Below are 25482 nucleotides of genomic sequence, written 5' to 3'. Positions count from 1 at the left end.
CGTCGGCTCCGTCGGCTCCGTCGGTTCGTCGGCTCCGTCGGTTACGTCGGTTCGTCGGCGAGTTCGGCGACACCGGTGATGCGGTGCAGAGGATACGTGCGCACTTCGTCCGCCGTGTGGTCGAACGCCGTGACGAATCCGCCCTCCACACGCACCGGCGCGATCACACGCTGGCTGGCCGCACCGTCCGCGTTGACGTAGCCGATCCAGACCGCGCTGCTGGTGAGGGCGGCCGCCTGCATGGTGGCGAGAGTCTCGGCGGAGGTGGTGCGCGGAAGCCGGCCGCTGTCGGCACGCGCCGCGGTCCGGCCGGTCGCCGCCGCGGCCGCCGGTGCCGGCCTGCGGACCGCCGTCGCCGCGAGGTCGCCCGCGCGGATCGCCCTGACCGCCGCGCCGAGCAGGGTGTGGTCGGGGAGGGGCGGGCCGCCCGGTACGGGGGCGGGCGCCGTGCGCGGCGGGGTGCGGTGGGCGTCGGCGCGGGTCACCAGCACATCGCCTTCGGCGGACTCGGCCGCCGGCGCGTACCCCATCTCGCGCAGCCGTTCCAGCAGCAGGTCGGGCGTGGCCTGCGCGGCCAGCACGGTCGGTGCGAGACGGCGCAGCCGCAGCCCCGCCGACCGCCGGTCGGCGACGATCTCCGCGAGCAGCGCGTCGTCGTCGCAGCGCACGTACGCGGACGCGGCACCGATACGGAGGTGGCCGTGCTTACGAGCCACATCGTCGATGAGATAGCTGAGCGGCTGCGGCACCGGCGTACGGGAGTGCTCGGCGAGGAAAGCGTGCAGATCGCCGGCGGTCTGCCCGGCGTCGAGTGCGCGGCGTACGGAACCCGGAGTGAACCGGTAGACCGTCGCGCCGCCCTTCGACTCGACATCGGCCAGAACCCCGAGCATCTCGGCGAGCCGGCGCTCCAGCGGTCCGGGCGCGACGGCGGTCAGGTCGGCCTGGAGGAGTACGTGGTCGAGCGGCTCCGGCAGTTGGGGCGCGAGCAGCGCGGCGGCACGGGCGGGATCGCCCGACGGCTGCGAGCCCGGCGTGTCCTGCTGAGCTTCGTGCGAGTCCTGTGTGTCCTGCGAGTCCTGGATGCCCATCAGGGCGCGGCCGTGCGCCGAGAGGGCGCCGCGCCCTGTGACGCCGAGGAGTTCGGCCTCGGCCAGGGTCCACCGGGCGATGCGGGAGCGGAGATCTTCGGCGGAGGCAGGCCCCTGGGCAGCTGCTGAGGCTGAGGGGGACGGCCGGTCGGCGGCTGCGATCCGGGACGCGGCGGAGCCCGCCCGGGTGGTGGCGGCGGAGTCCGCCCGGGTGGTGGCGGAGTCCGCACGGGTGGTGGCGGAGTCCGCACGGGTGGTGGCGGAGTCCGCACGGGTGGTGGTGCCCAGGCCGCCGTACGCGCCGGTCGCGGTGGCCCCGCGCGCACGCGCCCCGGCTCCGGCACCCGGGCCGGTCGGGGTTGTCGGCACGACGGCGTGCCCGTCGGGCTCCGTATCGGTGACCGACCGGGGTGATGGGGGTGCCGTACCCGTACCCGAGGGTGATCCGTGTTCCCAGCGCAGTCGTGCCAGCAGCGACTCCGGGTCAGCCGATGCGCTCTGCGGGAGGAAGGCGAGGAGTTCGAGGGTGCGGCGGCGGATCGACGGGGCCGGAGAGCGGTCGAGGCCCGGGCCCAACGCGGCGAGGGTGCGCCCCTTCGCGTCCTGGGCGCCGACCAGGCCCGCCGTACGGGTGGCCGCCAGCCACGCCGTGGCGAGCACCACCCAGCGCTCCTCGGCGGGCAGCCGAAGCCATTCGTCGTACGCCGGGGTCGGCGCGAACCGCTCGTCCGCCTCGCCGTCGGAGGCCAGCAGCCCGGCGGCGTAAGCGAGTTCGAGCCAGAAGGCTGCCGTCTGTTCGTCCGTGTCGAGTGCGGTGGCGGTCCGCTTGAGGTCGCGGACGCTCAGCCCGCCCGCGCGCAGAACGGCGGGCCCGCCCGCGTCCCAGGTCTTGAGCAGATCCTCCACCGTGGCGAGCGCCGTCAGTGCCTGGCCCGCCGCCGTCGCGTCCACCGGTCCCGGGCGGTGCCCGGCCGCGGGCACGATGGTCGGCGGCACCGGCTCCGTGACGCGGTGCGCGCGGCCGCCGCGCAGATGCAGGGCGACTTCCCGCGGCAGGACGACGGTGCCGGGGGCGGTGGGCAGGAGCAGCCCGCGGGCGATGAGCCAGCGGACGGGCGCGGACGGCTCGGCGGGCACGGTTCCGTACGGAGGTCCCCAGACCAGCCGGGCGAGCGTCTGCCGCGACTCCTCCGGCGCCTGCGCGAGCAGTGCGGCCATCCGTTCGCGGTCGGAGAAGAGGGCGGTGAGCGCTTGGACGGCGGTCACCGGGTCGTGGGTGGCCGGCAGCCCGGCGGTGGCGACGATCTCCTGGAGCCGCCCCGGGGACATCCCGGCGGTGGCCTCCGTGACGGTCGGGCCGAGGCCGGTGGGGGAGGGGCCCGCGGCGCCCGACCCGTGCGTGCGGGGGACTCCGGGGGAGAGCAGTTCGCGGGCCGTGCGCACGAGGTGGAGACGGTCGTCCCCGCCCCAGACGAGCGCCTGCGCGCGGAGGGTGGCGATGGCGCGGGGGAGCTCTCGCTCGGCCTCCTCGTCACCGGAGTCGCCCGCCATCAGGCCGAGCAGCGTGGCGTACGGGCTCGGGTCGGGCGCGACCGCGAGAGCCTCGGCGGTCTGGAGCGCGAACCGGTCCAGCCGCTCCAGGGCCCGTACGACGGAAGCGCGGGTGCCGGCGCGGGTGGCGAGCTGGGTGAGGTCGTTGGGGACCGGGGAGAGCAGGTCGGGGCGGGCGCGGAGGAGTCCGGCGAGGTCTTCGTCGGGGCGGGTGCGGAGCTCTTCGGCGAGGGTGCGGGGGGTGGTGGGGCGGGTGCCGGTGGGGTCGGTGCCGGCTGGGTTGGTGCCCGGGGAGGTCGGGTCGGGGCCGCCGCCGGGGTCGTCCCTGGGGCCGACGGGGCTGTCGGGGCTGCTGGGGCGGCGGTTGCCGGGGCTGCCGCTGGCGGTGCCGCGGCGGGGCTCTGTCGGCACGCGCGCCTCCCGGTTCCGCTCGCTGGTCATCCGCCCCACGATAGCCGCTTCGCTGTGGGGGGTGGGGTGTGCTGGTGCCCTCGCCGGGCGGGCCGCTCCGCGGTGTGGGTTCCCTGCGGTGCGGGTGTGGGTTCCCTGCGGTGCGGGTGTGGGTTCCCTGCGGTGCGGGTGTGGGTTCCCTGCGGTGCGGGTGTGGGTTCCCTGCGGTGCCGGTGCGGGTTCCCTGCGGTGCGGGTGCGGGTTCCCTGCGGGGGTGCGAGTGTGGATCCGCGGTGCCGGTGCCTGTGTCGGTGCTTGTGCGGGTCCCCTGCGGGGTGCGGGTCGGTGGCCGGTTGGGTCGGTGTGTTTTGGGTTGCGGGGCCGGGGCCTCCGGGGTGGGGGCGTCCGGGAACGTATATTTACGGGCCCTGGGGGCCCACAAATACACGGCAGCTTCCCGGAACCCCCACCCCTCCGACCCCGTCCCCTCCCCCCGGCGGCCCGGCGGCCCGGCGGGGGAGTTGCGGGGCCAGGGTCTCCGGGCCGGTGGCTCCGGGGTGGGGGCGTCCGGTCCTTCGGCCCCTTCCCCCGGTGGCCGCCCGTGGGGGCGCCCCGCAAAAGAGGTCCCCTGCCACCCACGAACGTCCTCCGCACCGCCGACCGGCCACGCCGCCTCAACGCCTCCCAACCGAGCGGCGCCACTCGCCCGTGTCGCGAGGCCCGACCACAACCAGCGGTGGGCACAACCTCGGGGAGACGTGCCCGCCCCCGGGTCCGATGGTGGGCCGATCGTTCGCCCGTGGGTCTGGTGCCGGTCGTGTTGGGTCACGGGCCCTGTCGCCGCACGTGTCCGTCCGGGGTGGTGGGGAAAAGCCGGTACCGTCGAGGCAGTGCCGTCAGTAAATCCACGCGCCCGCAGGGGATTTGGTGGGGATCGAGAGCGATCAGCTCGTTTATGACTATCTGAGCCGGGTTGGCGACCTGGCTCAGCAGCGGCAGTTGCCGTCCGGCGATCGGATGCGCCTGGTCTCCAAGGTGCGCACCGAGATCGAGCAGCAACGTGCTGGTGTTCCCGATACGCCCGCCGCGGTGAAGCGGATTCTCGGCAAGCTGGGCCCGCCCTCCGAGGTGGTGGATGCGGCGGGTGGGCCCGTCGGTGGGGCGTCCGCGGCGCCGGCCGAGCCTGCCGAACCCCCCGCCGCCCGCAGCCGGTTCAGCGGCTTTGCGCAGCGCACGGGACTGGGTGGCCGGGTGCCGGCGCCGCGTCAGGACTCCGGGCCGGTTGCGGATACCGGAGGACCGCCGTTGCCCGCGTTCGGGGGCGCGTCGCCGCCGCATCTCGCGGGTGAGGACGAGTTGGGCCCGAGCGATGCACGCCCCGACTGGTGGCGGCTGGAGCCGGGACCGTTCGGCAGCCCGGGGGAGTCCGTACCGGGGTTCACCGGCGGGATCGAGATCCCCGAGATACTCAAGCCGCCGCGTGCCGAGGCGACCGAGGAGGTCGTGGAGGCGGCCGAGGCGGAGGAGGCCGGAGCGGAGGCAGTGCGCGGGCCGGGACTGCTGCGGCGCGTGATCTCCCGGCGCCGGAAGGCGGCAGCGGTCGAGAAGAAGGCCGCGCGCGCCATGCCCAGCCCGCTCCTGCTGCTGGCCGCCGGTTTCCTCGTCGTAGGCGCTGTCCTCGGCAACCTCATCGCGCTCGGCCTCGGCTGGGTCATCGCGTACGGCACCCGCCAGCTCTCGCGCGCCGAGGCGAAGTGGGCCGCGCTCGGGCTGCCGGGCCTCGTCGCGGCGAGCGCCGTCCTCTGGCTGTGGGGGCGGGTCAACGGGCGCTGGGGCGAGCCGATCCCGCACGGCGGGATGGGCGATGCGCTGCTCGAGACCTGGCCCGTGGCCGTGCGTACGGCTGCCGCCGCCTCGGCGCTCTACCTGGTGTGGAGGGCGAGGCGGCGGCAGTGACGCGCCCGGGTCATCCGGTCAGGTCGGACCGCAGTTCCTCGAGGATCTTGTCCGCGGCGGTGCAGCCGATGTCCCGGATCCACGACAGACCGGGAGCGTGACCCGGCTTGAAGCGACCGAGCAGGCAAGCCCGGTCCCTCCAGGGCCTTGACTGCCTTCATGTTCTGCCGGTGATCCGGGTCTCCTGGCCTTCTTCGGGTGCCGTCCTCGGCCTCCTCGACGGCCTTCGGGCGGCCCACGCCGAGGTCCTCGAGGAGCGTGGGCACAATGGCGGGCATGGCCACGCACCCCCGGACCGCTCCCCTGACCGTCGGCTTCGACCTCGACATGACGCTGATCGACTCCCGCCCCGGCATCAAGGCCGCCTACGAGGCGCTGTCCGCCGAGACCGGGGCGTACATCGACGCCGATCTCGCCATCACCCGGCTCGGACCGCCGCTGGAGCAGGAGCTCGCGCACTGGTTTCCGGATGATCGGATCCGGACCATGGGCGACCGCTACCGCGAGATCTACCCCCTCTTCGCCATCGCCCCGACGCCCGCCATGCCCGGGGCCCATGAGGCCATATCGGCCGTGTGGCGGCTGGGATCCGTCTCGGCGGAGGACGGGCGGGGACGCGCGATCGTCGTCACCGCCAAGCACGAACCCAACGCCAAGCTTCACCTCGCGCACCTGGGCATGGAGCCCGACGCCGTGGTCGGCTGGCTGTGGGCCGAGGCCAAGGGGGAGGCGCTGCGCGAGCACGGCGCGTCGGTCTACGTCGGGGACCACATCGGCGACGTCCGCGCCGCGCGCACAGCCGGTGCGCTGTCCGTCGCGGTCCCCACCGGGCCGTGTGACGCAGCCGAACTGCGCGCGGCGGGCGCCGACGTCGTACTGGACGACCTGACCTGCTTCCCGGACTGGCTCGAGAGCTACGCGGCGGAACGCGTGGCCGACTCGGCCTGACGGCGCTGCGCGGCGACCGACCGCAGCACCCCCGCGGCGGCGATGGCGAAGCCCACCCCCATCAGCATGCAGACGAAGTACGCGGCCGACGGAAGCGGCTCGACTCCCAGGCCTGCCATGTTCAGGAAGAGCGGAGCGACGGTGGCCAGAGTGGCCACCGCGCCGATGACGAAGACGATCGCGCCGATACGTACGAGGCGATCACCGGGGGAGGAAGGTGTGTTGCTCACCCGACCAGGGTAGATCGGGTCCAGGAGCGCTGAGGAACCACCCGGCGACGTCTTGTCACCAGGCACGGGACCATTAGCCTTGGACCAGGCGGGTCTCACGGCCCGCTGTACTGCTATCCAGAGCTGTTTTGTGTTTGTTTTTCCCCGACGAGCAACGAGGACGAGGACAGACGTGCCTACCGGCAAGGTCAAGTGGTTCAACAGCGAGAAGGGCTTCGGCTTTCTCTCCCGCGACGACGGCGGCGACGTCTTCGTGCACTCCTCCGTGCTCCCAGCCGGAGTGGACACACTCAAGCCGGGTCAGCGCGTCGAGTTCGGTGTGGTGGCCGGCAACCGCGGCGATCAGGCGCTGTCCGTGACCGTTCTCGACCCGGCCCCGTCGGTCGCCGCCGCGCAGCGCCGCAAGCCGGACGAGCTGGCGTCGATCGTCCAGGACCTCACCACGCTGCTGGAGAGCGTCACACAGCAGCTCGAGCGCGGGCGCTACCCCGACAAACCGCACGGCCACAAGATCGCGGGCATGCTGCGCGCGGTCGCCGACCAGCTGGACGTATAGCGGCCGGCCTCAGCCGGTCCGGCTCTTTCAGCCGGGCCGGACGAAGCTCAGCGCGTCGCGGCCGAGGGGAGGTACGAGCCCCTCGGCCGCCGCACGTGTGAGCAGTCCGTGCACCGCCGCGTAGCCGTCCTCGCCGAGGCCCGCGGTGAACTCGTTGACGTACAGGCCGATGTGCTGGTCGGCGACGGCCGGGTCCATCTCCTGGGCGTGCTCCAGCACATACGGCCTCGAGGCCTCCGGATCCGCCCACGCCATCCGTACGGACGTCCGCGCCGCGTCGGCCAGCTGCCGCAGCCGCTGCTCGCCCAGCTCCCGCTTGGCGACGATCGCGCCGAGCGGGATCGGGAGCCCGGTGGTGGTCTCCCAGTGCTCACCCATGTCGGCGAGGCAGTGCAGGCCGTAGTCCTGGTAGGTGAAGCGGGCCTCGTGGATGACGAGCCCGGCGTCGACCTTGCCGTCGCGCACCGCGGGCATGATCTCGTGGAACGGCAGCACGACGACCTCGCCGACCCCACCGGGGAGCATGTCGGCGGCCCACAGCCGGAACAGCAGATACGCGGTGGACCGCTCACTGGGCACCGCGACGGTCCTCCCCTCCAGCCGCGCCGCCTCACCGGGCTCCCGCGTCAGCACGAGCGGCCCGCAGCCACGGCCGAGCGCCCCGCCGCAGGGCAGCAGCGCGTACGCGTCGAGGATCCACGGCAGCACGGCGTAGGACACCTTGAGCACATCCAGCTCGCCGCGCTCGGCCATGCCGTTGGTGATGTCGATGTCCGCGAACGTCACGTCCAGCCCGGGTGCGCCCGGGACCAGACCATGCGCCCACGCGTGGAAGACGAAGGTGTCGTTCGGGCACGGCGAGTACGCGATTCGCACGGTGTCGCTCATGAGATGGGCCCCTCCCATTCGTCCAGTACGGACACGAGCGCGCCGCAGGCCCGCGCGAGGGCTTCCAGCGCTTCGCCGATCCGCCAGGCAGCGCGGTCGCGGGGGCCCACGGCGTTGGAGACCGCGCGGATCTCCAGCACCGGCAGCCCGTGCGCGGCGGCGGCCTCGGCGACGCCGAAGCCCTCCATGGCCTCGGCCGCGGCCCCGGGATGACGGCCGCTCAGCTCAGCGGCGCGCCCGGCGCTGCCGGTGACGGTCGACACGGTCAGGATCGTCCCGTACACGGCGGCTGCCGCGTCGGCGACGGCGCGGGAGAGGCCGGCGGGCGCTCGGTGCGTCGTGGTGCCGAAGCCCAGTTCGGTGACGGGCAGGAAGCCGTCGGGCGTCTCGGCGCCGAGATCGGCGACGACGATCGCCTCCGCGACGACCACGGCCCCGATGAGCGCGACCGGCGGGAATCCGCCGCCGATCCCGGCCGAGACGACGAGGTCGTACGGGCGCCCCGCCACCGCGGCAGCCGAGACCGCTCCGGCAGCGCCGGCCGCGGCGGCTCCCGGCCCGACCCCGGCGGCGATCAGGTCGACGGTGAGAGCGGCCCGGTCGGGCGGTGCGTCCGTGGCGCCGTACCCGCGTGGGGCGCCGTACCCGCGTGGGGCGTCGTACCCGCCCGGGGTGTCGTGTCCGCCCGCGTCCGAAGCGCCGGTGGCGGGCGGGACGGTCGGCAGTCCCGTGCGGCCGGACTGCGCGCCCGGGGCGATGGCGCCGGAGCGGCTGTCGGACGTGCCGGTGACGGCTGCGGCGCCGGCGAGGCGCGCCCGGGGCGCTGGTGCCTCGGGCGACGTGCCCGGGGGGCCGTCAGGGTTGTTGGCGGCTATAGCGCCGCTCGCAGGCAGCGCCAGCCGTTGCAGGGTGCCGCCGGGCAGCGCGACTGTCACCGGGGCGTCCGCCGCATCGACCGCATTGGCGGGTGCAGGGAGCGCCGCGCGCAGCCCAGTGAGTACGGCGTCGCATTCCGCCCGTACGGCAGTGACCACGAGGACGCGCATCAGCGGGGACCAGCCGGTCGCGGACGGCCGTAGCGCACCAGCCCCTGCCCGCCGCTTGCTGCCGGCACCGCGTCGGCGCGGACGGGCCCGGCCCCGCTGCTGCTGCCGTTCCTGCCGTGAGGACGAGGAGGCGCATCAGCCCGGCCCGGACGTCGTCGGCGGCCGTCCGTCGGGACTACCGCTTCAGGGTGAACTGCCACGCGCCCTTCGCCTGGCCCGCCTTGTCCAGCTGGATGATCGCGACCTGTGCGGTCTTCGGTGCCGGACCCGCGGCGCCCGCCTGGCTCTGCTGCGGGGCGAAGATCTGGTCGAAGTCGAAGGTCCGGTAGGTGTCCTTGCTGGCCTCGGTCATCGTGCCCTGGCCGTTGACCACCATGGCCCAGCCGGTGTCGGCGATCTCCGGCTCGACGCCGACGCGGACCTTCTCGCCGTCGCTCACCGTCAGCTTGTGCTCGGACTTGTTGCCGATGCAGTCGCCCAGCTCCTGCTGGGAGAGCTTCTTGCCGTCGTTGTAGCAGGCGGCTTCGGCAGAGACGGAGTTCGAGCCCACCGTGACGGTGGCCAGCGGGGTCGGCTTCTCACAGGCGGAGAGGGCGACGAGCCCGAGGGCCACGGCACCGGCGGCGGCAGCGGTGCGGCGGGTCTTGCTCCTGTAGTGCGCAACGGTCATGGGCGAAGGCTATCTGGCTGCTCCGGTCACGCCACGCGGGGGTGCGGTGTGCCGCGCCGGGCGGCGCTCAGCAGCCCGCGGACGCTCAGGACCGCGCCGAGGGTGAGCACCGAGGCCGCCACGGTCAGCCCGAGGGAGCCGTGCAGGGGCAGCGAGATACCGATCGCGCCGCCCACCACCCAGGACATCTGGAGCAGCGTCTCCGAGCGGGCGAACGCGGATGGCCGTACCTGCTCCGGCACGTCCCGCTGGATCAGCGCATCCAGCGACAGCTTGGACAACGCCTGAGTGAACCCGGCGGTCGCGCAGATCGCGGCGATCATCACCGGCACGAAGACCGCGGCGGCCAGGACGCACACGCCCAGCGCGAAGCCGAGCACCGTAGCGATGATGATCTCCGGCCCGCGGGCCCTGAGCCACGCGCCGACCGCCGTGCCGAGAGCGTTGCCCACCCCGGCCGAGACACCCACTATCCCGAGCGAGACCGCCGCGCTCAGATTGCCCAGCGGATGCTCGCGCAGCAGGAAGGCGAGGAAGAAGATCAGGAAGCCGGACAGCGCGCGGTGGGCGGCGTTCGCCTGGAGCCCGTGCAGTACGGACGGCCCGACCGTCCGCAGCCCGGGCCGCTTGGGCCCGCCGCGCTGGACCCTGAGGAGCCAGGCCGGAGCGTGGCGCGCGCGGGTCGCGCCGGCCCCGACCACGCCGGGCTCGTCATGCTTCGCGGCCTTCGGGGCGGATTCGGCATGCGAGATGAAGCGCGCCTTCGCCTCGCCCTTCGCCGAGTCCACCTTGTGCGGCAGCGTGAAGGCGAGGACGGTCCCCGCGATGAAGACGACGCAGGCCCCGTACAGCGGCCAGGCCGAACCGATGGACTGCAGCCCCGCTCCGACGGGTGCCGCCACCCCGGTGGCGAGCAGGCCACCGAGGGTCACCCGGGAATTCGCCTTGACCAGGGCGAAGCGGGGCGGCAGCAGCCGGGGTACGACCGCGCTGCGGACGACGCCGTACGCCTTGGAGGCGACCAGCACCCCGAGCGCCGCCGGGTAGAGCTCCAGACCGCCGGTCGACACGGCGCTCGACATGGTCAGGGCGAGCACGGCACGGGTCAGCATGGCGCCCGCCATCGCCGCGCGGCGGCCGTGCGGGAGGCGGTCCAGGAGCGGGCCGACGATCGGCGCGAGAAGGATGAAGGGCGCCATGGTGACGGCGAGGTACAGCGCGACGCGCCCACGGGCCTCATCGGTGGGAACGGAGAAGAACACGGTGGAGGCGAGCGCGACGGTGACCATCATGTCGCCGGCGGCGTTCACGGCGTGCAGCTCGATCAGCTTGCCGAGACCAGATTCGCCCGCGCCGTGCGCGTGGGTGGCCCGGCGGATGCCGCGCGCGGTGGCGGTGAACGGCAGATGCAGCGCACGGCCCACTGCCGCGCCGACGCGGCGGAGCGGACCCGATTTGTCGGACGACCAGTCGGCTGCCACTCCGTCATACTGCCCCAACCCGTCCACAGCATGGCTGTTTCGGCGACGCCGACGGCATGTCCGGTGGGCGGTCGGCGGAGCGAAGATGAGGGGAGGGTGGGCCCGGCGCCGCCGTTGGGGGTAGCGTGCCTAGCGCGCCACCGGCGGTCGTTCTTGGCCGCGCGCCTGTCCGCGATCCCGCAGAATGGGTTGTAACAGGTGCGCCCGAGGCCGATCGGGCGCGGACGTCGACGCGGTCCCCCGGTCCGCTCCGCCCGCTGCTCCTCCGGCCGCTCGGCCGGTTGGCTGGCGCACTCGTGAGACGGCGTAGGAGAGAATCGATTCTTGTGAGTGCAGCGACAATGCGAAGCCGTACCCCTGACCGCCTGTGCGCCGAGGCCGTCGAGCTCGCCCTGGCCGCGGCCGTGGAAGCCGCAGGTGAGGACTCTGTCGGCGAGCACCTTGGCGTGGTCGCGGACGGTGACCGCGTCGTCACGCACTTCTTCGCCTGCAAGGAGTCGGCGTACCGCGGCTGGCGGTGGGCGGTCACCCTGGCCCGCGCCTCGCGCGCCAAGCTCGTCACCCTCGACGAGACGGTCCTGCTGCCCGGCCCGGAGGCGATGCTCGCTCCGGAGTGGGTGCCGTGGAGCGAGCGTCTGCGCCCCGGCGACATGGGGCCGGGAGACCTCCTCCCGACCGAGGCGGAGGACCTGCGGCTGGAGCCCGGATTCACCGGGGAGGACGCGCCGCCGCCGGACTCCGTGGTCTCGGAGGAGGCCGAGTACTCGCGCAACCTGAGGGAGCTCGCGGAGGCCGAGGACGCCGAGGTGTCCGCCGTGCCGCCGTCCGCGCTGCCGGTCCCGCCGGCCAGGGGGAGCCTGGCGTCCGTGGCCGAGGAGCTGGGCATGCGCCGCGCGCGGGTTCTGTCCCGCTACGGGCTCCACACGGCGGCGGACCGCTGGGACGAGGCGTACGGCGCGAAGACGCCGATGGCGCAGGCCGCGCCGGCCTCGTGTGTGACCTGCGCATTTCTCCTGCCGCTCGCGGGCTCGCTGCGACAGGCGTTCGGGATCTGCGCCAACGAGTTCTCCCCGGCGGACGGCCGGGTCGTATCCCTCTCGTACGGCTGCGGCGGCCACTCGGAGGCGGCGGTCATGCCGAAGCCTCCGCGGCCGGCGCCGCCGGTGATCGACGAGACGAAGGTGGACCCGATGCCGTTGCATCCGGACCGGGAGGGCGGCTCGGTGGAGGAGACGACTCCGGCGGAGGAGCTCGGCCACTCCTGACCTCGTCCGCCGGACCTGGCCTCGCCGGCCGGGCCGCTGCCGCGGTGGGTTGTGGAATGGACAACAACTGGCTCCGGTGGCGGCCGGTGGGTGCTCGCCGTGTCTCACGCTCGGTCGGGCGGGCGGGGCATCGCGAGCCGTTCGGTCCGTGGCCGGTCCCCGTCGTGCGGGGCGCGCGCGGCGCGGCGGCGGTGCACGACCGGGTGGGACTGGGCCGCTGCGCGTTCAGCAGACGAGGTGGCGGGCATCGGTCCTTGCCGTGCCGTCTCCGCGTGGGCGGGCCGGCGTTTCCCGTGGGCGGGCCGGCGTTCGCTTCCTCTTCCCGGCTCGCTGCGGATGCCCGGAACTGGGACCACCGTCTCCGCGGGCTGCTGCGGCCCCGTCCGGCATCCGCTGTCGGCGCTGTACGGCGGCGGGGAGGCATTCCGGGGCAGGTGGGTGGGCAGTCGGGAGTGGCGGGTGCGTACCTCCTGCGGGTGCCCCGGGTGAAGCCTTGCCGACACTCCTGGTGAAGCCTCGCCGAGGCACCGGGCGATGTCTCGGCCGTGGCCGCGGGCGGGCCCGTCCGCCCGGGCGGGGGGCCGCAGCCGCGCGGGTGGCGCAAGGGGTACGTTCGGCGCTGACAATCGATGGTGCGGGAGAAGGAGCGACACGTGAGCGGCACGGCGATGGTGCGGGCGACGGCCGACGGGGCTGACCCGTTCGGGACGGCGCGACTGCGGCGCGGTGTGCTGGACGCGTGGGCAGCCTCCCCGGCCCGGTTCCGCGAGGACGCGAACGCCGAGGAGGACCTCGCCCTCGGCGGCTACCGCGACCGGCTCGTCGTCGAACTGGCCCAGAATGCCGCCGACGCGGCCGCCCGTTCCGGCGTACCCGGCCGTCTGCGGCTGACCCTCCACCCCGCCGGGGAAGATTCGCCCGCCGTCCTCGCCGCCGCCAACACCGGCGCTGCGCTGGACGCCCCCGGCGTCGAGTCGCTCTCCACGCTGCGCGCCTCCGCGAAGCGCGACGACGAGGACCCCGCGCGGGCCGTCGGCCGCTTCGGCGTCGGTTTCGCGGCCGTGCTCGCCGTCAGTGACGAGCCCGCCGTCGTCGGCCGTACGGGCGGCGTGCGCTGGTCCCTCGCCGAGGCCCGCGGACTCGCGAGCGAAGCGGCCGGGGCGAGCCCGAAGCTCGCCGACGAACTGCGCCGCCGCGACGGGCACGTACCGCTGCTGCGGCTGCCGCTGGCCGCGCAGGGCACCGCGCCCGTCGGGTACGACACCGCCGTCGTGCTGCCGCTTCGCGACGGCGCGGCCGCCGACCTCGCCACCCGGCTGCTGGCCGGAATCGACGATGCGCTGCTGATCACCCTTCCCGGCCTGGCCGAGGTCGTCGTGGAGACGCCGGAGGGCGTTCGGACCCTGACGCGCCGGCAGGACGGCCGGTACGTCGTCATCGAGGACAGCGCGCGGGGCACCACGCGCTGGCGTACCTCCGTCGCGGGCGGCCCGCTGGACGCGACGCTGCTCACCGACCGCCCGGTGGAGGAGCGGCTGCGCCCGGTGTGGTCGGTGACCTGGGCCGTACCCGTGAGTGAGGCCGAGGACGAGGCGGAGGGCGGCGCTCCGGTACGGCCCGGCACCGCGCCCGTCGTACACGCACCCACGCCCACGGACGAACCGCTCGGCCTGCCCGCCCTGCTGATCGCCTCACTCCCGCTGGAGCCGACCCGCCGCCACGCGGCACCCGGCCCGCTCACGGACTTCCTGGTGGAACGGGCGGCGGAGGCGTACCTCTCGCTGGTGCGCGACTGGCGGCCCGTCGGCACCGGCACGATCGACCTCGTACCCGGCCCGCTCGGCAAGGGCGAACTGGACGGCCGCCTCCGCGCGGAAATCCTCCGGCTCCTGCCGCGCGTCCCCTTCCTCCCCAGCGCGGCGTCGCCCGCGCCAGGGGCGGGGACGGACCGTGCGGCGGCGGAGTCCGGCGAGCCCTGGGAGGAGCTCCCGGGCCTGCGGCCGGGTGGCTTCGGCTCAGGCGCCGGTCCGGACGCCCGCGAGTCGGCGGCCGGGGGCCCGCCCGCCGCGCCGAGCGCTCCGCTCGGCGATCACGGCGGGTCGGTGCGAAGCGCCGTCCGTGCCGGGGACGAGGCGGCCGGCCGGCGGACGGAGGCTCCCGGTGCCGCCGGGCGCCGGGCGGACGTCGATGTCGACGCCGTCGGCTGGGACGACCCCCTCGCCGGAAGCGGCAGCGGCACCGCCGAGGGGACGGACGCCCTGCGGCCGGTCGACGCCGAGATCCTCGAAGGCGCCGGGGCCGGGACCGTACGCGTGCTCGCCGAGCTGTTCCCCGGTCTGCTCCCCGCCGGACTCGAGCGCCGGGCCGAACTGCGCGCGCTGGGAGTCGCGCGCGTGCCGCTCGGCGAGGCCATCGACCGGCTCGCCGGCGTCGAGCGCGCCCCCTCCTGGTGGCGGCGGCTGTACGACAGCCTCACCGGCACCGACCCCGACCGTCTCAGCGGTCTGCCCGTGCCGCTCGCCGACGGCCGGACGACCATCGGGCCCCGGCAGGTTCTGCTGCCGCTCCCCGGCACCGAGGACACCGCCGCGGAGCGCCGCCATCCGGATGTGGCCGACGTCGTCGTCGGCGCGACCCGCATCCCGGCCCCCGCGTCCGAGACCGCCCCCGCACCGGGGACGACCAGCGCGGCCACCCTCGCGCGCCTCGGCCTCAAGGTCGCCCACCCCGACGCCGCCCACCCGCTCCTCGAGAAGCTGGGCGCGACCCCCGCCACGCCCCGCGCCGTCCTCACCACCCCTCAGGTGCGGGCCGCCGTCGCGGGCTCCCTCGACAGCGGCGAGATCTGGGATGAGGAGGCCCTGGACGCCGAGGAGCTGGCCGAGGCCGTCCTCGGACTCGTACGGGACGCGCAGCTCGCACCCGGCGACGAGCCCTGGCTCGCCGCGCTCGCACTCCCCGACGACGAGGGCGAGCCGGCCCCGGCCGGTGAACTGGTCTTCCCCGGCAGCCCGTTCGAGCAGGTCATCCGCGAAGGCGAGCTCGCCGCCTGCGATCCGGAACTCGCCGAACGGTGGGGCGAGCAGCCCCTCACGGCAGTCGGCGTGCTGGCGAACTTCGCACTCGTACGGGCCACGGATGTCGTCCTCGACCCCGATGAACTCGAGCCGCGCGACAGCGAGTTCGCGGAGCCGGACGACGTCGGGCTGCTCGACTCGGTGGACGTGTGGTGCGAGGACGTGCTCGACCGGCTGCCCGACACCCCCGTGCCGCCGGTCGCCACCGAGATCGTCGCCGTCCGCGACCTCGACCTGGTGGACGACGACGCCTGGCTGCAGGCCCTCGCACTGCTCGCCCAGCCGCCGCTGCGGGACGCGCTGACGGCATCCGTACGCATTCTGCTGCCGGACGGGACGACCGAGACCGTACGCCCGTACGCCGCATGGTGGCTGCGCGGCCAGCCGGTGCTGGACGGGCGCCGACCCGCCGGACTCCGGGCCGCCGGCGGCGACCCGCTGCTTGCCGGACTCTACGAGTCCGTGGACGCGCACGGCTTCGACGATGAGCAGGTGCTGCGTGCGCTCGGGGTGCGTACCTCGGTGGTGGCGCTGCTCGACGAGCCGGGCGGTGCGGCCGAGTTGCTGGCCCGACTCGCCGACCCCGGCCGGCCGGTCACCGCCGCCCAACTGCACGCTCTGTACGGACTGCTGGCGGACCTCGACCCCGAGCAGGTGACACTGCCCGACGAGCTGCGGGCCGTGGTGGACGGCGAGGTGCAGGTCGTGGACGCCGCGGACGCGCTGGTCGCGGACGCCCCGGACCTGATGCCGCTGGCCGCGGGCCGGGCCCTGCTGCCCGTACGCCCCGGGCTGGCGGCGGACCTGGCGGAACTGCTCCAGGTGCGGCGGCTCAGCGATGCGTACGAGGGCCGGGTCGCCTCCGGCGGGGACGCCGCCGGAGAGCAGGCGGGAGAGACGCACGAGGTGCCCGACGCCGTACGCACACTCCTCGGCCCGGCGACGCCCGCGTCCTATGTCGAGTACGAGGAACTGTTCGTCGACGGCGTGGAGACCGACTGGCGCCGGACGCCGGACGGTGTGCTGCACGCGGCGACCGTGGAGGGCGTGGCGGCGGGCCTGGCCTGGGCGGTGGGTGACTGGCCGCGGCGATTCGAGGTCGCGGCGCTCCTGGAGGACCTCTCCCGCACGGAGGAACTGGCGCGGGCCCGCTGGTTCGACCGGTAGCGTCCCGCGCCGCGCCCGGGGGCCGGCCGCCGCTCGGCCGCCCCGGGACCGAACGCCGGCCGCCGCACGACCGCACCGTGCCGTCGACCGCGCCGAACGCACTCTCGGACGGCGACGCAGGCGGTCGGCCGTGCTTGACGACCAGGACGCGTGGGTCCATGGCCATGGCGGCAGGAACGGAGGCGACGCGAGGCGCAACAGGCCGGCCCGCGGACTGCCGAGCCCGCAGCGGCGGGGCAGCCCCAGCCGGTTCGAGGCAGTCCGCGCGGTGCGGGGGCGGCGGAACCGGAAGCGGGGACGGGTGGGCGCACGCCGCGTACCCCGACCGGGCCGTCGGACGGGAGGACGGCCGGGGAGCGCGGTGCCTTCGGCCACCCCCGTGACTCCTGCGGCCAGGGCTAGCCGTTCGGTTCGGGGCCGCGGGGTTCCCCGCAGGGGTACTTCCTCTCCACCCACAGCCACGACAGCTCCAGCGCCACCCCGGCCAGCGCCGCAACACCGACCGCCGTCCACGGCATCGTTCTCCCCACCAGCTTCAGCTCGAAGAACGTCTGCAGCCACGGCGTGGCGATCACGACCAGGAATCCCAGCCCCATCGTCAGCACCAGCCCGATCCGCCACCAGGTGTACGGCCGGGCGACGATCGCCAGCACCCACATCGCGATCAGAAAGAGCGTCAGGGTGGCGGCGCTGGTCTCCGCGGGAAGAGCGCCGGAGCCGCTGTAGTAGCGCCGGGCCATCAGATACGTCGTGAAGGTGGCGGCCCCTGCGATGATCCCCGCCGGGATGGCGTGCCGCATGACCCGACGGACGAAGTCCGGTCTCGCCCGTTCCTTGTTGGGGGCCAGGGCCAGGAAGAAGGCCGGAACGCCGATCGTCAGCGTCGACAGCAGCGTCAGATGCCGCGGGAGGAAGGGGTAGGGGACCTGCGAGCAGACGACCAGGATCGCCAGCAGCACCGAGTAGACCGTCTTGGTGAGGAAGAGGGTCGCGACCCGGGTGATGTTGCCGATCACCCGGCGGCCCTCGGCCACCACCGACGGCAGTGTCGAGAAGCTGTTGTTGAGCAGCACGATCTGCGCGACGGCCCGGGTCGCCTCCGACCCCGAGCCCATCGAGACGCCGATGTCGGCGTCCTTCAGGGCGAGTACGTCGTTCACGCCGTCGCCGGTCATCGCGACCGTATGGCCGCGGGACTGGAGCGCGCCCACCATGTCCTGCTTCTGCTGCGGGCTGACCCGCCCGAACACCGTGCTGTCGTCCAGCACTTGGGCCATCCGGTCCAATTCGGCGGGCAGCTTCCGGGCGTCCACCGGCGATCCCGCCCCGGGCAGTCCCAGCTTCCCCGCGACCGCGCCGACCGACACCGCGTTGTCGCCGGAGATGATCTTCGCGTCGACGTGCTGATCGGCGAAGTAGCGGAGGGTGCCCGAGGCCTCCGGGCGGAGCCGCTGCTCCAGGACGACCAGGGCGGTGGGCCGTACCTCCTGTGCCACCGCCGGGTCGTCCAGCGCGCGGTCGGAGCGGGCGAGCAGCAGTACCCGCAGGCCCTGGGTGTTGAGCTGGTCGATCTCGGCGAGTGCCGGGTCACCGGCGGGCAGCAGGACGTCGGGCGCGCCCAGCAGCCAGGTGTTGTGCCCGCCCCCCTCCGCCGTGAGGCTGGCGCCGCTGTACTTGCGGGCGGAGGAGAACGGCAGTGTCTGTGTGGCGCGCCAGTCCCGGCCGTCGGGATAGGCCTGGATGATCGCCTGGAGGCTGGCGTTGGGCCGGGTGTCCGATGCTCCGAGGGCCCCCAGCACGCTGCGTACATGGCTCTCGTCCGGGCCGCTCCCCGCGCCCCGGCCACTGCTCCCCGTTCCCCCCGCGCCCCGGCCGCTTTCGCTGCCGGAGTCGTCGGTCGCGGAGCCGAGCAGCCGCAACGCGTGGACGTCCATGCCGCCCTCGGTGAGCGTGCCGGTCTTGTCCAGGCAGACGACGTCGACCCGCGCCAGGCCCTCGATCGCGGGCAGCTCCTGTACGAGGCACTGCTTGCGGCCGAGCCGGATGACGCCGATCGCGAAGGCCACGGAGGTCAGCAGGACCAGGCCCTCGGGCACCATCGGGACGATGCCGCCGACCATCCGGCGGACCGCTTCGCGCCAGTCGTGTTCCTGCACGACGCTCTGGCTGATGATGAGTCCGATCGCGGTCGGAATCATCATCCAGGTGATGTATTTGAGGATCTGGCTGATGCCGCTGCGCAGCTCGGAGCGGACCAGGGTGAAACGGGAAGCCTCCTCGGCGAGCTGGGCGGCGTAGGCCTCACGGCCGACCTTGGTCGCGGTGAACGCACCGCCGCCCGCGACGACGAAGCTGCCCGACATCACCGGGTCGCCCGGCTGCTTCACCACCGGATCCGCCTCGCCGGTGAGCAGCGACTCGTCGATCTCCAGACTGTCGGCCTCGGCCACCTCGCCGTCGACCACCGCCTTGTCGCCGGGGCCGAGTTCGACGAGGTCCCCGAGGACGATCTCCGAGGTGTGGATCTCGGCGGAGACGCCGTCGCGACGGACCGTCGGCCGGGACTCGCCGATCACGGCGAGGGCGTCAAGGGTCTTCTTGGCACGCAGCTCCTGGACGATGCCGATCGCGGTGTTGGCGACGATGACGAAGCCGAAGAGACCGTCCTGGATCGGGCCGACGACCAGGACGATCGCGAAGAGGACCCCGATGATCGCGTTGAACCGGGTGAAGACGTTGGCGCGGACGATGTCGACCGTGGAGCGCGACGACCGGACGGGTACGTCGTTGACCTCGCCGCGCGCCACCCGCTCGCCGACCTCGGCGGCGGTGAGGCCGGGAGAGGCCGTGGCCGGGCGCCGCGTTCCGGGCGGCGAGACGGGGTGTACGGGATCGAGCTCCGCGCCCGCGTCGATGGCCTGCCCGGTGCCGGCCCCGCCTGACGGCTCCGGCTGTCCCCCGTCGGTCTGAGGCCGCTGCGTCATGACTACGACCGTACGGGGGGAGAGGGGCGTTCACCCCCTGAGTGCTCCTCCGGTCAGGGGCCTGCCGCCGAGGATCAGGCTCCGGTACCGCCGGGGGCGCTGTCCGGGTCGGCCCCGGAGGTGCCCGCGCCGGGCGTGCCTGCCCCCGCGTCGCCCGCCGCCCGCCGGAGGGCGGCGTCGCGCCTGCGGACGTACCAGATACCGATGAGCCCGAGTCCCGCGCCGGCCAGGCAGGTCCAGACCCACCACAGATGTCCGTGGTCGTCGAACCAGCCGTAGAAGGGGAGCTGGACGAGGAAGAGGACGAACCACAGGACGGTGCCGCCGGTGATGGTGCCCACCACATTGCCCTCAAGGGGCTCAGGCGCCTCGTGCCTGGGGGTCCACTTGGTCATGCGCACAGCTTACGGGCCGGGGCCGCTCGAACTGCCGGGGCTGGAGGCGACTGGGTCTACGCGCGGAGATTGGAGATCTATGGCCTATGCATTCATACTGTCCCGGTCCGGGACTGACTGGACTTATTCGTGTGATCGTCCGGCGGTGGACCGGATATTCACCTTCGCAGGTTGCTTCGCCCGCCGCGCCGCCCCCCCAGGCCCGTACCACTGAGGTCCCGTATGCCGCCCCCCTCGGTCATAGCTGACGCCGATGCCCCTCCGCCGTCTCCCGCTGAGCCGAGGAACAAGCTGGACCGTTTCTTCCGGATCTCAGAGCGGGGGTCGAACGTCCCGCGGGAGATTCGCGGCGGGCTGGCCACGTTCTTCGCGATGGCCTACATCGTCGTACTGAACCCGATCATCCTGGGTGCGGGTGTGGACAAGTTCGGCCAGCAATTGGACACCGGACAGCTGGTCACCGCCACCGCCCTGATGGCGGGTCTGACCACGGTCCTGATGGGCATCATCGGCAACGTCCCGATCGCGCTCGCCGCGGGCCTGGGCATCAACGCCGTCGTCTCGCTCCAGCTCGCTCCCAAGATGAGCTGGCCGGACGCGATGGGCATGGTGGCCCTGGCCGGCCTGGCGCTGATGGTCCTGGTCGCCTCGGGCCTCCGGCAGCGCGTACTGGACGCGATCCCTGCCGGGTTGCGCCGGTCCATCGCGATCGGCATCGGCATGTTCATCACGCTGATCGGCCTGGTCGACTCCGGATTCGTCACCCGCAACCCGGACTCCGCGCACACCACCGTCCCGCTGGGGATGGGCACCGGCGGGCGGCTGGAGGGCTGGCCGGTGCTGGTCTTCGTGCTCGGACTGGCCCTCACCTTCGTGCTGGTCGTCCGTAAGACCAAGGGCGCGATCCTGCTCGGCATCGTCGCGATGACCGGTGTCGCGATCCTCATCAACGCCGTCGCCACCATCCCGGACGAGAGTTGGGGCCTGACCGTCCCCAAGGTGCCCGACAGCATCGTGGGCACCCCGGACTTCGGGCTGATCGGCGAGGTGAGCCTGTTCGGCGGCTTCCGCGAGGTCGGTCTGGTCACCGGCTGCCTGTTCGTCTTCACCGTGCTGCTGTCCGGCTTCTTCGACGCGATGGGCACCATCATCGGCGTGGGCGAGGAGGCGGGCCTGACCGACGAGCAGGGCCGGCTGCCCGGCATGGGCAGGGTGTTGATGGTCGACGGTGTGGCCGTCGCGGCGGGCGGATTCGGCTCGGCCTCGGCGACGACCTGCTTCGTGGAGTCCACGGCGGGTGTCGGCGAGGGTGCCCGTACGGGGCTGGCGAATCTGGTGACCGGCGCCTGCTTCCTGCTGGCCCTGGTCCTCACGCCGCTCGCGACGGTGGTCCCCTCGCAGGCGGCGACCCCGGCTCTGGTCGTCGTCGGATTCCTGATCATGGCGTCGAACGTCAGGGGTATCGACTGGAGCGATCCGACGGTCGGGGCGCCGGCGTTCCTGACCATGGTCTCGATGCCGTTCACGTACAGCATCACCAACGGCATCGGTCTTGGGGTGCTGTCCTTCATCCTGCTGCGGACGGCGACGGGCCGCTTCCGTACGATCCCGTGGCTGCTGAACGTCGTGGGGCTGTGCTTCCTGGTCTACTTCCTGCTCGGCCCGATCGAGCAGGCACTCGGTGTCAGCTGACCGATGACCACTCAGGTCACCCCGTAGAACTTCTCCGTCTCGTCGACCGCCGCGTTGAAGCGCTCGTCGAAGTCGTCGCGCATGAGTGTCCGGACCACGTAGTCCTGGACGCTCATTCCGCGTTTCGCGGCGTGCTGCCGGACCCGGTCGAGCAGCTCACCGTCCATCCGCAGGCTTAGCACGTCAGATCCCATACCCGTACGGTCCCGGCCGCCGGGGGCGCGTGCGTCACTTTCCGACACCGTCTCACTCGTATGGGTGATCGTCCCGGTGATGGTGCAGAGGTGTGGCCCATCGCTCACGGTTGCGACTGGTCTTTAGGCAGGGTAATGAGTTAACCTAAAGAACATGCCGGAATCGAGCCGCACACCGCCGCCGGCGGGGCTGTCCCCTCAGGACGCCGCCGCCGTGAACTCGCTGCGGTCCGCCGTGATGCGACTGTCGCGTCGGCTCAAGCACCAGCGGGTGGACGAATCGCTCAGTCCCACCGAGATGTCGGTGCTCGGCACTCTCGCGCGCTGCGGATCCGCGACCCCCGGTGAGCTGGCCCGCAGGGAGCATGTGCAGCCCCCGTCGATGACCCGCATCGTCGCGATGCTGGAGAACAAGGGGCTGGTCCGGATGGAGCCGCACCCCGAGGACCGCCGGCAGAAGGTCGTCACCCAGACCGAGCGGGCGGAGAGCATGCTCGAGGAGAGCCGGCGCAAGCGCAATGCCTGGCTCGCTGAACTCGCAGCGGGACTGGACGATGAGGAATGGGCCGCGCTGCGTGCCGCCGCGCCCGTGCTGGAGAAGCTTGCGCATCTCTGAGCGCACCTCGAGAAGGCGAGCGCAGAGAAGACGGCGGCACGCCACGACGAGGAGGCGAACGCACTTTGAGTACGGGACCCGGAGCAGAATCCGCACCCGCACCGAACACACACCACGACATCCCCGGCACCCCTGACGCCGCGAAGCCGCGCACGGGGACGTTCCGCTCGCTGAAGGTACGGAACTACCGGCTCTTCGCCACCGGACAGGTGGTATCCAACACCGGCACCTGGATGCAGCGCATCGCCCAGGACTGGCTGGTGCTCAGCCTCACCGGCTCCTCGGCCGCCGTCGGCATCACCACGGCGCTGCAGTTCCTCCCGATGCTGCTCTTCGGGCTGTACGGCGGTGTGATCGCCGACCGTTTCCCCAAGCGGCAGCTGCTCCTGATCACCCAGGCCGCGATGGGCCTCACAGGCCTCGCACTCGCCGCGCTGACGCTCAGCGGGCAGGTCCAGGTCTGGCACGTCTACCTCATGGCATTCCTGCTCGGCATGGTCACGGTCGTCGACAACCCGGCCCGTCAGGCCTTCGTCGTCGAAATGGTCGGCCAGGACGATCTGCGCAACGCCGTCAGCCTCAACTCCGCGAACTTCCAGTCCGCCCGCCTGGTCGGCCCCGCCGTCGCCGGTGTCCTCATCACGGCGGTCGGCAGCGGCTGGGCGTTCCTGCTCAACGGTCTGTCCTTCATAGCCCCGCTCGCCGGTCTGCTGCTGATGCGGACGGGCGAGCTGCACAAGGTCGAGCGCGCGCCGCGCGGCAAGGGCCAGCTGCGGGAGGGCCTGCGTTACGTCGCCGGCCGGCCCGATCTGATCTGGCCGATCGTCCTCGTCGGCTTCATCGGTACCTTCGGTTTCAACTTCCCGATCTGGCTCACCGCCTTCGTCGACGACATCTTCCACGCGGGCGCGGGCACGTACGGCCTGCTCAATACGCTCATGGCGATCGGCTCGCTGGTGGGCGCGCTGCTCGCGGCCCGGCGCGGGGCGTCCCGGCTGCGGCTGCTGATCGGTGCGGCCGTCCTGTTCGGCGTGCTGGAGATGACGGCGGCCCTCGCTCCCGCCTTCTGGGTATTCGCGGCGCTGCTGGTGCCGATCGGCATGTTCGGCATGACGATCAACGTCACCGCGAATTCGAGCGTCCAGCTCGCGACCGATCCCGCGATGCGGGGGCGGGTGATGAGCCTGTTCATGATGGTCTTCATGGGCGGTACGCCGGTGGGCGCACCGATCGTCGGCTGGCTGACGGATGCGTACGGCGCCCGGATCGGCTTCCTGGCGGGCGGTCTGATCTCCGCGCTCGCCGCCGTTGCCGTGGGTCTGGTGCTGGTCCGGGTCGGCGGACTGCGGCTCAAGGTGGACCTGCGACGCGGCCACCGGCACGTGGAGTTCGTACCGCGCCTGCCGTCGGGTGAGAAGCGGCTGGCCGCGGCTGCGTGATCGGTGCGGTCGGGTTGACCGACCGGTCACTTCCGATCAAGGGACTGCGCGAAACTGGCCGCATGAGACTCTTCGCTGCCGTCCTGCCGCCGGCCACGGCCTTGGCGGAGCTGGCCGGGGAAGTGAACAAGGTACGGGCACTGCCGGGGGCGGACCGGCTGCGCTGGACCGGCCGGGCGGGCTGGCACTTCACGCTCGCGTTCTACGGGGAGGTGGCGGAGGAGCTGCTGCCGGAGCTGAGCAGGAGGCTCGAACGGGCGGCACACCGTCACCATCCGTTCGAGCTCCGGCTCTCGGGCGGCGGCCGTTTCGCCCGCGCGGTGGTCTGGGTGGGCGCCGAAGGCGATCCGGAGGCGATGCGACGGCTGGCGGACTCGGCCGCGGCCGGCGCCCGGAGAGCGGGCGTACCGATGGACGAGCACCGCTCCTACGCGCCCCATCTGACGATCGCGCGCAACCGGACACATATGACTCTCAGCCCGTTCGTCGACGCGCTCGCGGAGTTCGAGGGCAGCCCATGGACCGTGGGCGAGCTGAGCCTGGTCCGCAGCAATCTGCCGGTCAGCGGGGTGGAGGGGGAGCAGCCGCGCTACGAGACGGTGGGGGCCTGGCCGCTGGGGGCATGATCGCGGCCCGGGCGTCTCCGCTCGGCAGCCGCGGTCGTGATCGGGGTCACTGCCGGTGCGTGCGGCCGCCCCGTTAGCCTCGACGTGTGGATTCCAAGATGAGAACCCGGATCGTGAGCGGTGCCCTCGTACTGATGCTCGTCGTCGTCGCTGTGGCGGCCGCGCTCGGGTAGGCGCGGCCGCCCGTAGGCATCCCCTTCGCTACCAGCCCTTCGCTACCAGGCGAAGGCCTCCGGCGAGGGCCCCGGCCCCGGGAAGATCTCGTCGAGTGAGGCCAGCAGCTCGTCCGACAGCTCCAGCTCGACCGCGCGCAGCGCCGAGTCGAGCTGCTCGGTGGTGCGCGGGCCGACGATCGGGCCGGTGACACCGGGCCGGGTGAGCAGCCAGCCGAGCGCGACGTCGCCGGGTTGCACGCCGTGCTTGTCGACCAGGTCCTCGTAGGCCTGGATCTGCTCGCGCTGCTTCGCGTTCTTCAGCGCGTCGGCGGACCGCCCGGAGACGCCGCGCTTCGCGCCGCCCTCCCGCTCCTTGCGGATCACCCCGCCCAGCAGCCCGCCGTGCAGCGGGGACCAGGGGATGACCCCGAGGCCGTACGCCTGGGCGGCCGGGATGACCTCCATCTCGGCCCGCCGTTCGGCGAGGTTGTACAGGCACTGCTCGCTGACCAGGCCGTACGAGCTGCGGCGGCGGGCGGCCTCATTGGCCTGGGCGATGTTCCAGCCCGCGAAGTTGCTCGATCCGGCGTAGAGGATCTTGCCCTGCTGGATGAGGACGTCGACGGCCTGCCAGATCTCGTCCCACGGGGTGGTCCGGTCGATGTGGTGGAACTGGTACAGGTCGATGTAGTCGGTGCCGAGCCGCTTGAGGCTGCCTTCGACGGCGCGGCGGATGTTGAGGGCGGAGAGCTTGTCCTGGTTGGGCCAGGGGACACCGTCCCCGGCCATGTTGCCGTAGACCTTGGTGGCGAGGACCACCTTCTCGCGGCGGTCGCCGCCCTGGGCGAACCAGGAGCCGAGGATCTCCTCGGTGCGGCCCTTGTTCTCGCCCCAGCCGTAGACATTGGCGGTGTCGAAGAGGTTGACGCCGGCGCCGAGCGCGGCGTCCATGATCGTGTGACTGTCGGCCTCGTCGGTGACGGGCCCGAAGTTCATGGTGCCGAGCACCAGTCGGCTGACCTTGAGTCCGGTGCGTCCCAGCTGCGTGTACTCCATGGGTCACAA

The 25482-nt window shown here is 73.1% G+C and carries 18 protein-coding genes and 1 pseudogene; 9 read left to right on the top strand and 10 right to left on the bottom strand.

Going from position 1 to position 25482, the window contains the following annotated elements:
• Positions 1 to 41: 41 nt before the first annotated feature.
• Complete coding sequence (locus ABZW18_RS15510; RefSeq protein WP_356187395.1) at positions 42 to 3083, bottom strand: helicase-associated domain-containing protein; 3042 nt, start codon at positions 3081 to 3083, stop codon at positions 42 to 44.
• 876 nt (positions 3084 to 3959) lie between these two features.
• On the opposite strand from ABZW18_RS15510, the gene ABZW18_RS15505 reads away from it, so the two are divergent.
• Entirely contained in the window at positions 3960 to 4988 is a 1029-nt protein-coding gene (locus tag ABZW18_RS15505; protein ID WP_356187392.1) for a hypothetical protein, read from the top strand.
• A 276-nt stretch (positions 4989 to 5264) separates the two neighbouring features.
• Entirely contained in the window at positions 5265 to 5936 is a 672-nt protein-coding gene (locus ABZW18_RS15500; RefSeq protein WP_356187389.1) for a haloacid dehalogenase-like hydrolase, read from the top strand.
• On the opposite strand, the gene ABZW18_RS15495 is transcribed toward ABZW18_RS15500, so the two are convergent.
• Positions 5903 to 6166 carry a hypothetical protein gene (locus ABZW18_RS15495; protein WP_356187387.1) on the bottom strand — a complete coding sequence of 88 codons (264 nt, stop codon included), beginning with the start codon at positions 6164 to 6166 and terminating at the stop codon, positions 5903 to 5905. The genes ABZW18_RS15500 and ABZW18_RS15495 overlap by 34 nt on opposite strands.
• A 172-nt stretch (positions 6167 to 6338) precedes the next feature.
• Here ABZW18_RS15495 and ABZW18_RS15490 point away from each other — a divergent pair, with 172 nt between their 5' ends.
• Positions 6339 to 6722, top strand: coding sequence for a cold-shock protein (locus ABZW18_RS15490; protein WP_356187384.1), 384 nt, complete (start codon positions 6339 to 6341; stop codon positions 6720 to 6722).
• A 27-nt stretch (positions 6723 to 6749) separates the two neighbouring features.
• On the opposite strand, the gene ABZW18_RS15485 is transcribed toward ABZW18_RS15490, so the two are convergent.
• The 4 genes and pseudogenes from ABZW18_RS15485 to ABZW18_RS15470 all read right to left on the bottom strand — a co-directional run bounded on the left by ABZW18_RS15485 (position 6750) and on the right by ABZW18_RS15470 (position 10807).
• The gene (locus tag ABZW18_RS15485) at positions 6750 to 7610 is read right to left on the bottom strand and encodes a 1,4-dihydroxy-6-naphthoate synthase (RefSeq protein WP_356187381.1); all 861 of its coding nucleotides are present in this window, start codon (positions 7608 to 7610) and stop codon (positions 6750 to 6752) included.
• A pseudogene (locus tag ABZW18_RS15480) lies at positions 7607 to 8197 on the bottom strand (futalosine hydrolase); the annotation flags it as partial. The gene ABZW18_RS15485 and the pseudogene ABZW18_RS15480, both read right to left, overlap by 4 nt.
• 634 nt (positions 8198 to 8831) lie before the next feature.
• Positions 8832 to 9326 (bottom strand): hypothetical protein, encoded by a 495-nt coding sequence (locus tag ABZW18_RS15475; protein WP_356187378.1) that lies wholly within the window; start codon positions 9324 to 9326, stop codon positions 8832 to 8834.
• A 26-nt stretch (positions 9327 to 9352) separates the two neighbouring features.
• Positions 9353 to 10807, bottom strand: a complete 1455-nt coding sequence (locus ABZW18_RS15470; protein WP_356187375.1) for an MFS transporter — start codon at positions 10805 to 10807, stop codon at positions 9353 to 9355.
• A gap of 326 nt (positions 10808 to 11133) precedes the next feature.
• Between ABZW18_RS15470 and ABZW18_RS15465 the strand changes: the two genes are divergently transcribed.
• Entirely contained in the window at positions 11134 to 12072 is a 939-nt protein-coding gene (locus ABZW18_RS15465) for a DUF3027 domain-containing protein (protein ID WP_356187372.1), read from the top strand.
• 668 nt (positions 12073 to 12740) lie between these two features.
• Positions 12741 to 16316 carry a molecular chaperone Hsp90 gene (locus tag ABZW18_RS15460; protein WP_356187450.1) on the top strand — a complete coding sequence of 1192 codons (3576 nt, stop codon included), beginning with the start codon at positions 12741 to 12743 and terminating at the stop codon, positions 16314 to 16316.
• A 398-nt stretch (positions 16317 to 16714) separates the two neighbouring features.
• Here ABZW18_RS15460 and ABZW18_RS15455 read toward each other — a convergent pair whose 3' ends face one another.
• Both ABZW18_RS15455 and ABZW18_RS15450 read right to left on the bottom strand, forming a co-directional pair.
• Complete coding sequence (locus ABZW18_RS15455) at positions 16715 to 19300, bottom strand: cation-translocating P-type ATPase (protein WP_356187370.1); 2586 nt, start codon at positions 19298 to 19300, stop codon at positions 16715 to 16717.
• A 74-nt stretch (positions 19301 to 19374) separates the two neighbouring features.
• The gene (locus ABZW18_RS15450; protein WP_356187367.1) at positions 19375 to 19695 is read right to left on the bottom strand and encodes a DUF2530 domain-containing protein; all 321 of its coding nucleotides are present in this window, start codon (positions 19693 to 19695) and stop codon (positions 19375 to 19377) included.
• Positions 19696 to 19917: 222 nt separating this feature from the next.
• Between ABZW18_RS15450 and ABZW18_RS15445 the strand changes: the two genes are divergently transcribed.
• Positions 19918 to 21387 (top strand): NCS2 family permease, encoded by a 1470-nt coding sequence (locus ABZW18_RS15445; RefSeq protein ID WP_356187365.1) that lies wholly within the window; start codon positions 19918 to 19920, stop codon positions 21385 to 21387.
• Between the two features lie 11 nt (positions 21388 to 21398).
• Here the strand turns inward: ABZW18_RS15445 and ABZW18_RS15440 are convergent, their stop codons facing one another.
• Complete coding sequence (locus tag ABZW18_RS15440) at positions 21399 to 21581, bottom strand: ribbon-helix-helix protein, CopG family (protein WP_356187362.1); 183 nt, start codon at positions 21579 to 21581, stop codon at positions 21399 to 21401.
• Between the two features lie 154 nt (positions 21582 to 21735).
• Here ABZW18_RS15440 and ABZW18_RS15435 point away from each other — a divergent pair, with 154 nt between their 5' ends.
• From ABZW18_RS15435 to thpR, 3 genes are all read left to right on the top strand, one after another.
• The gene (locus tag ABZW18_RS15435) at positions 21736 to 22197 is read left to right on the top strand and encodes a MarR family transcriptional regulator (RefSeq protein ID WP_356187359.1); all 462 of its coding nucleotides are present in this window, start codon (positions 21736 to 21738) and stop codon (positions 22195 to 22197) included.
• A gap of 65 nt (positions 22198 to 22262) precedes the next feature.
• Complete coding sequence (locus ABZW18_RS15430; protein WP_356187356.1) at positions 22263 to 23636, top strand: MFS transporter; 1374 nt, start codon at positions 22263 to 22265, stop codon at positions 23634 to 23636.
• 62 nt (positions 23637 to 23698) lie between these two features.
• On the top strand, positions 23699 to 24262 hold the full coding sequence (gene thpR, locus ABZW18_RS15425; RefSeq protein ID WP_356187355.1) for an RNA 2',3'-cyclic phosphodiesterase: 564 nt from the start codon (positions 23699 to 23701) through the stop codon (positions 24260 to 24262).
• Positions 24263 to 24477: 215 nt separating this feature from the next.
• Here the strand turns inward: thpR and ABZW18_RS15420 are convergent, their stop codons facing one another.
• Positions 24478 to 25473 carry an aldo/keto reductase gene (locus tag ABZW18_RS15420; RefSeq protein WP_356187353.1) on the bottom strand — a complete coding sequence of 332 codons (996 nt, stop codon included), beginning with the start codon at positions 25471 to 25473 and terminating at the stop codon, positions 24478 to 24480.
• Positions 25474 to 25482 lie beyond the last annotated feature (9 nt).

The organism is Streptomyces sp. NPDC004647 (assembly GCF_040609575.1).
Taxonomy (GTDB): domain Bacteria; phylum Actinomycetota; class Actinomycetes; order Streptomycetales; family Streptomycetaceae; genus Streptomyces.
This window is presented reverse-complemented; position numbering and strand designations above follow the sequence as displayed.

Excerpts from the sequence above, each read along its gene's own strand:
- ABZW18_RS15455 (WP_356187370.1), bottom strand. The coding sequence starts at position 19,300 with ATGACGCAGCGGCCTCAGACCGACGGGGGACAGCCGGAGCCGTCAGGC.
- ABZW18_RS15500 (WP_356187389.1), top strand. The coding sequence starts at position 5,265 with ATGGCCACGCACCCCCGGACCGCTCCCCTGACCGTCGGCTTCGACCTC.
- ABZW18_RS15420 (WP_356187353.1), bottom strand. The coding sequence starts at position 25,473 with ATGGAGTACACGCAGCTGGGACGCACCGGACTCAAGGTCAGCCGACTG.
- ABZW18_RS15440 (WP_356187362.1), bottom strand. The coding sequence starts at position 21,581 with ATGGGATCTGACGTGCTAAGCCTGCGGATGGACGGTGAGCTGCTCGAC.
- ABZW18_RS15435 (WP_356187359.1), top strand. The coding sequence starts at position 21,736 with ATGCCGGAATCGAGCCGCACACCGCCGCCGGCGGGGCTGTCCCCTCAG.
- thpR (WP_356187355.1), top strand. The coding sequence starts at position 23,699 with ATGAGACTCTTCGCTGCCGTCCTGCCGCCGGCCACGGCCTTGGCGGAG.
- ABZW18_RS15450 (WP_356187367.1), bottom strand. The coding sequence starts at position 19,695 with ATGACCAAGTGGACCCCCAGGCACGAGGCGCCTGAGCCCCTTGAGGGC.
- ABZW18_RS15485 (WP_356187381.1), bottom strand. The coding sequence starts at position 7,610 with ATGAGCGACACCGTGCGAATCGCGTACTCGCCGTGCCCGAACGACACC.
- ABZW18_RS15445 (WP_356187365.1), top strand. The coding sequence starts at position 19,918 with ATGCCGCCCCCCTCGGTCATAGCTGACGCCGATGCCCCTCCGCCGTCT.
- ABZW18_RS15475 (WP_356187378.1), bottom strand. The coding sequence starts at position 9,326 with ATGACCGTTGCGCACTACAGGAGCAAGACCCGCCGCACCGCTGCCGCC.
- ABZW18_RS15510 (WP_356187395.1), bottom strand. The coding sequence starts at position 3,083 with ATGACCAGCGAGCGGAACCGGGAGGCGCGCGTGCCGACAGAGCCCCGC.
- ABZW18_RS15460 (WP_356187450.1), top strand. The coding sequence starts at position 12,741 with ATGGTGCGGGCGACGGCCGACGGGGCTGACCCGTTCGGGACGGCGCGA.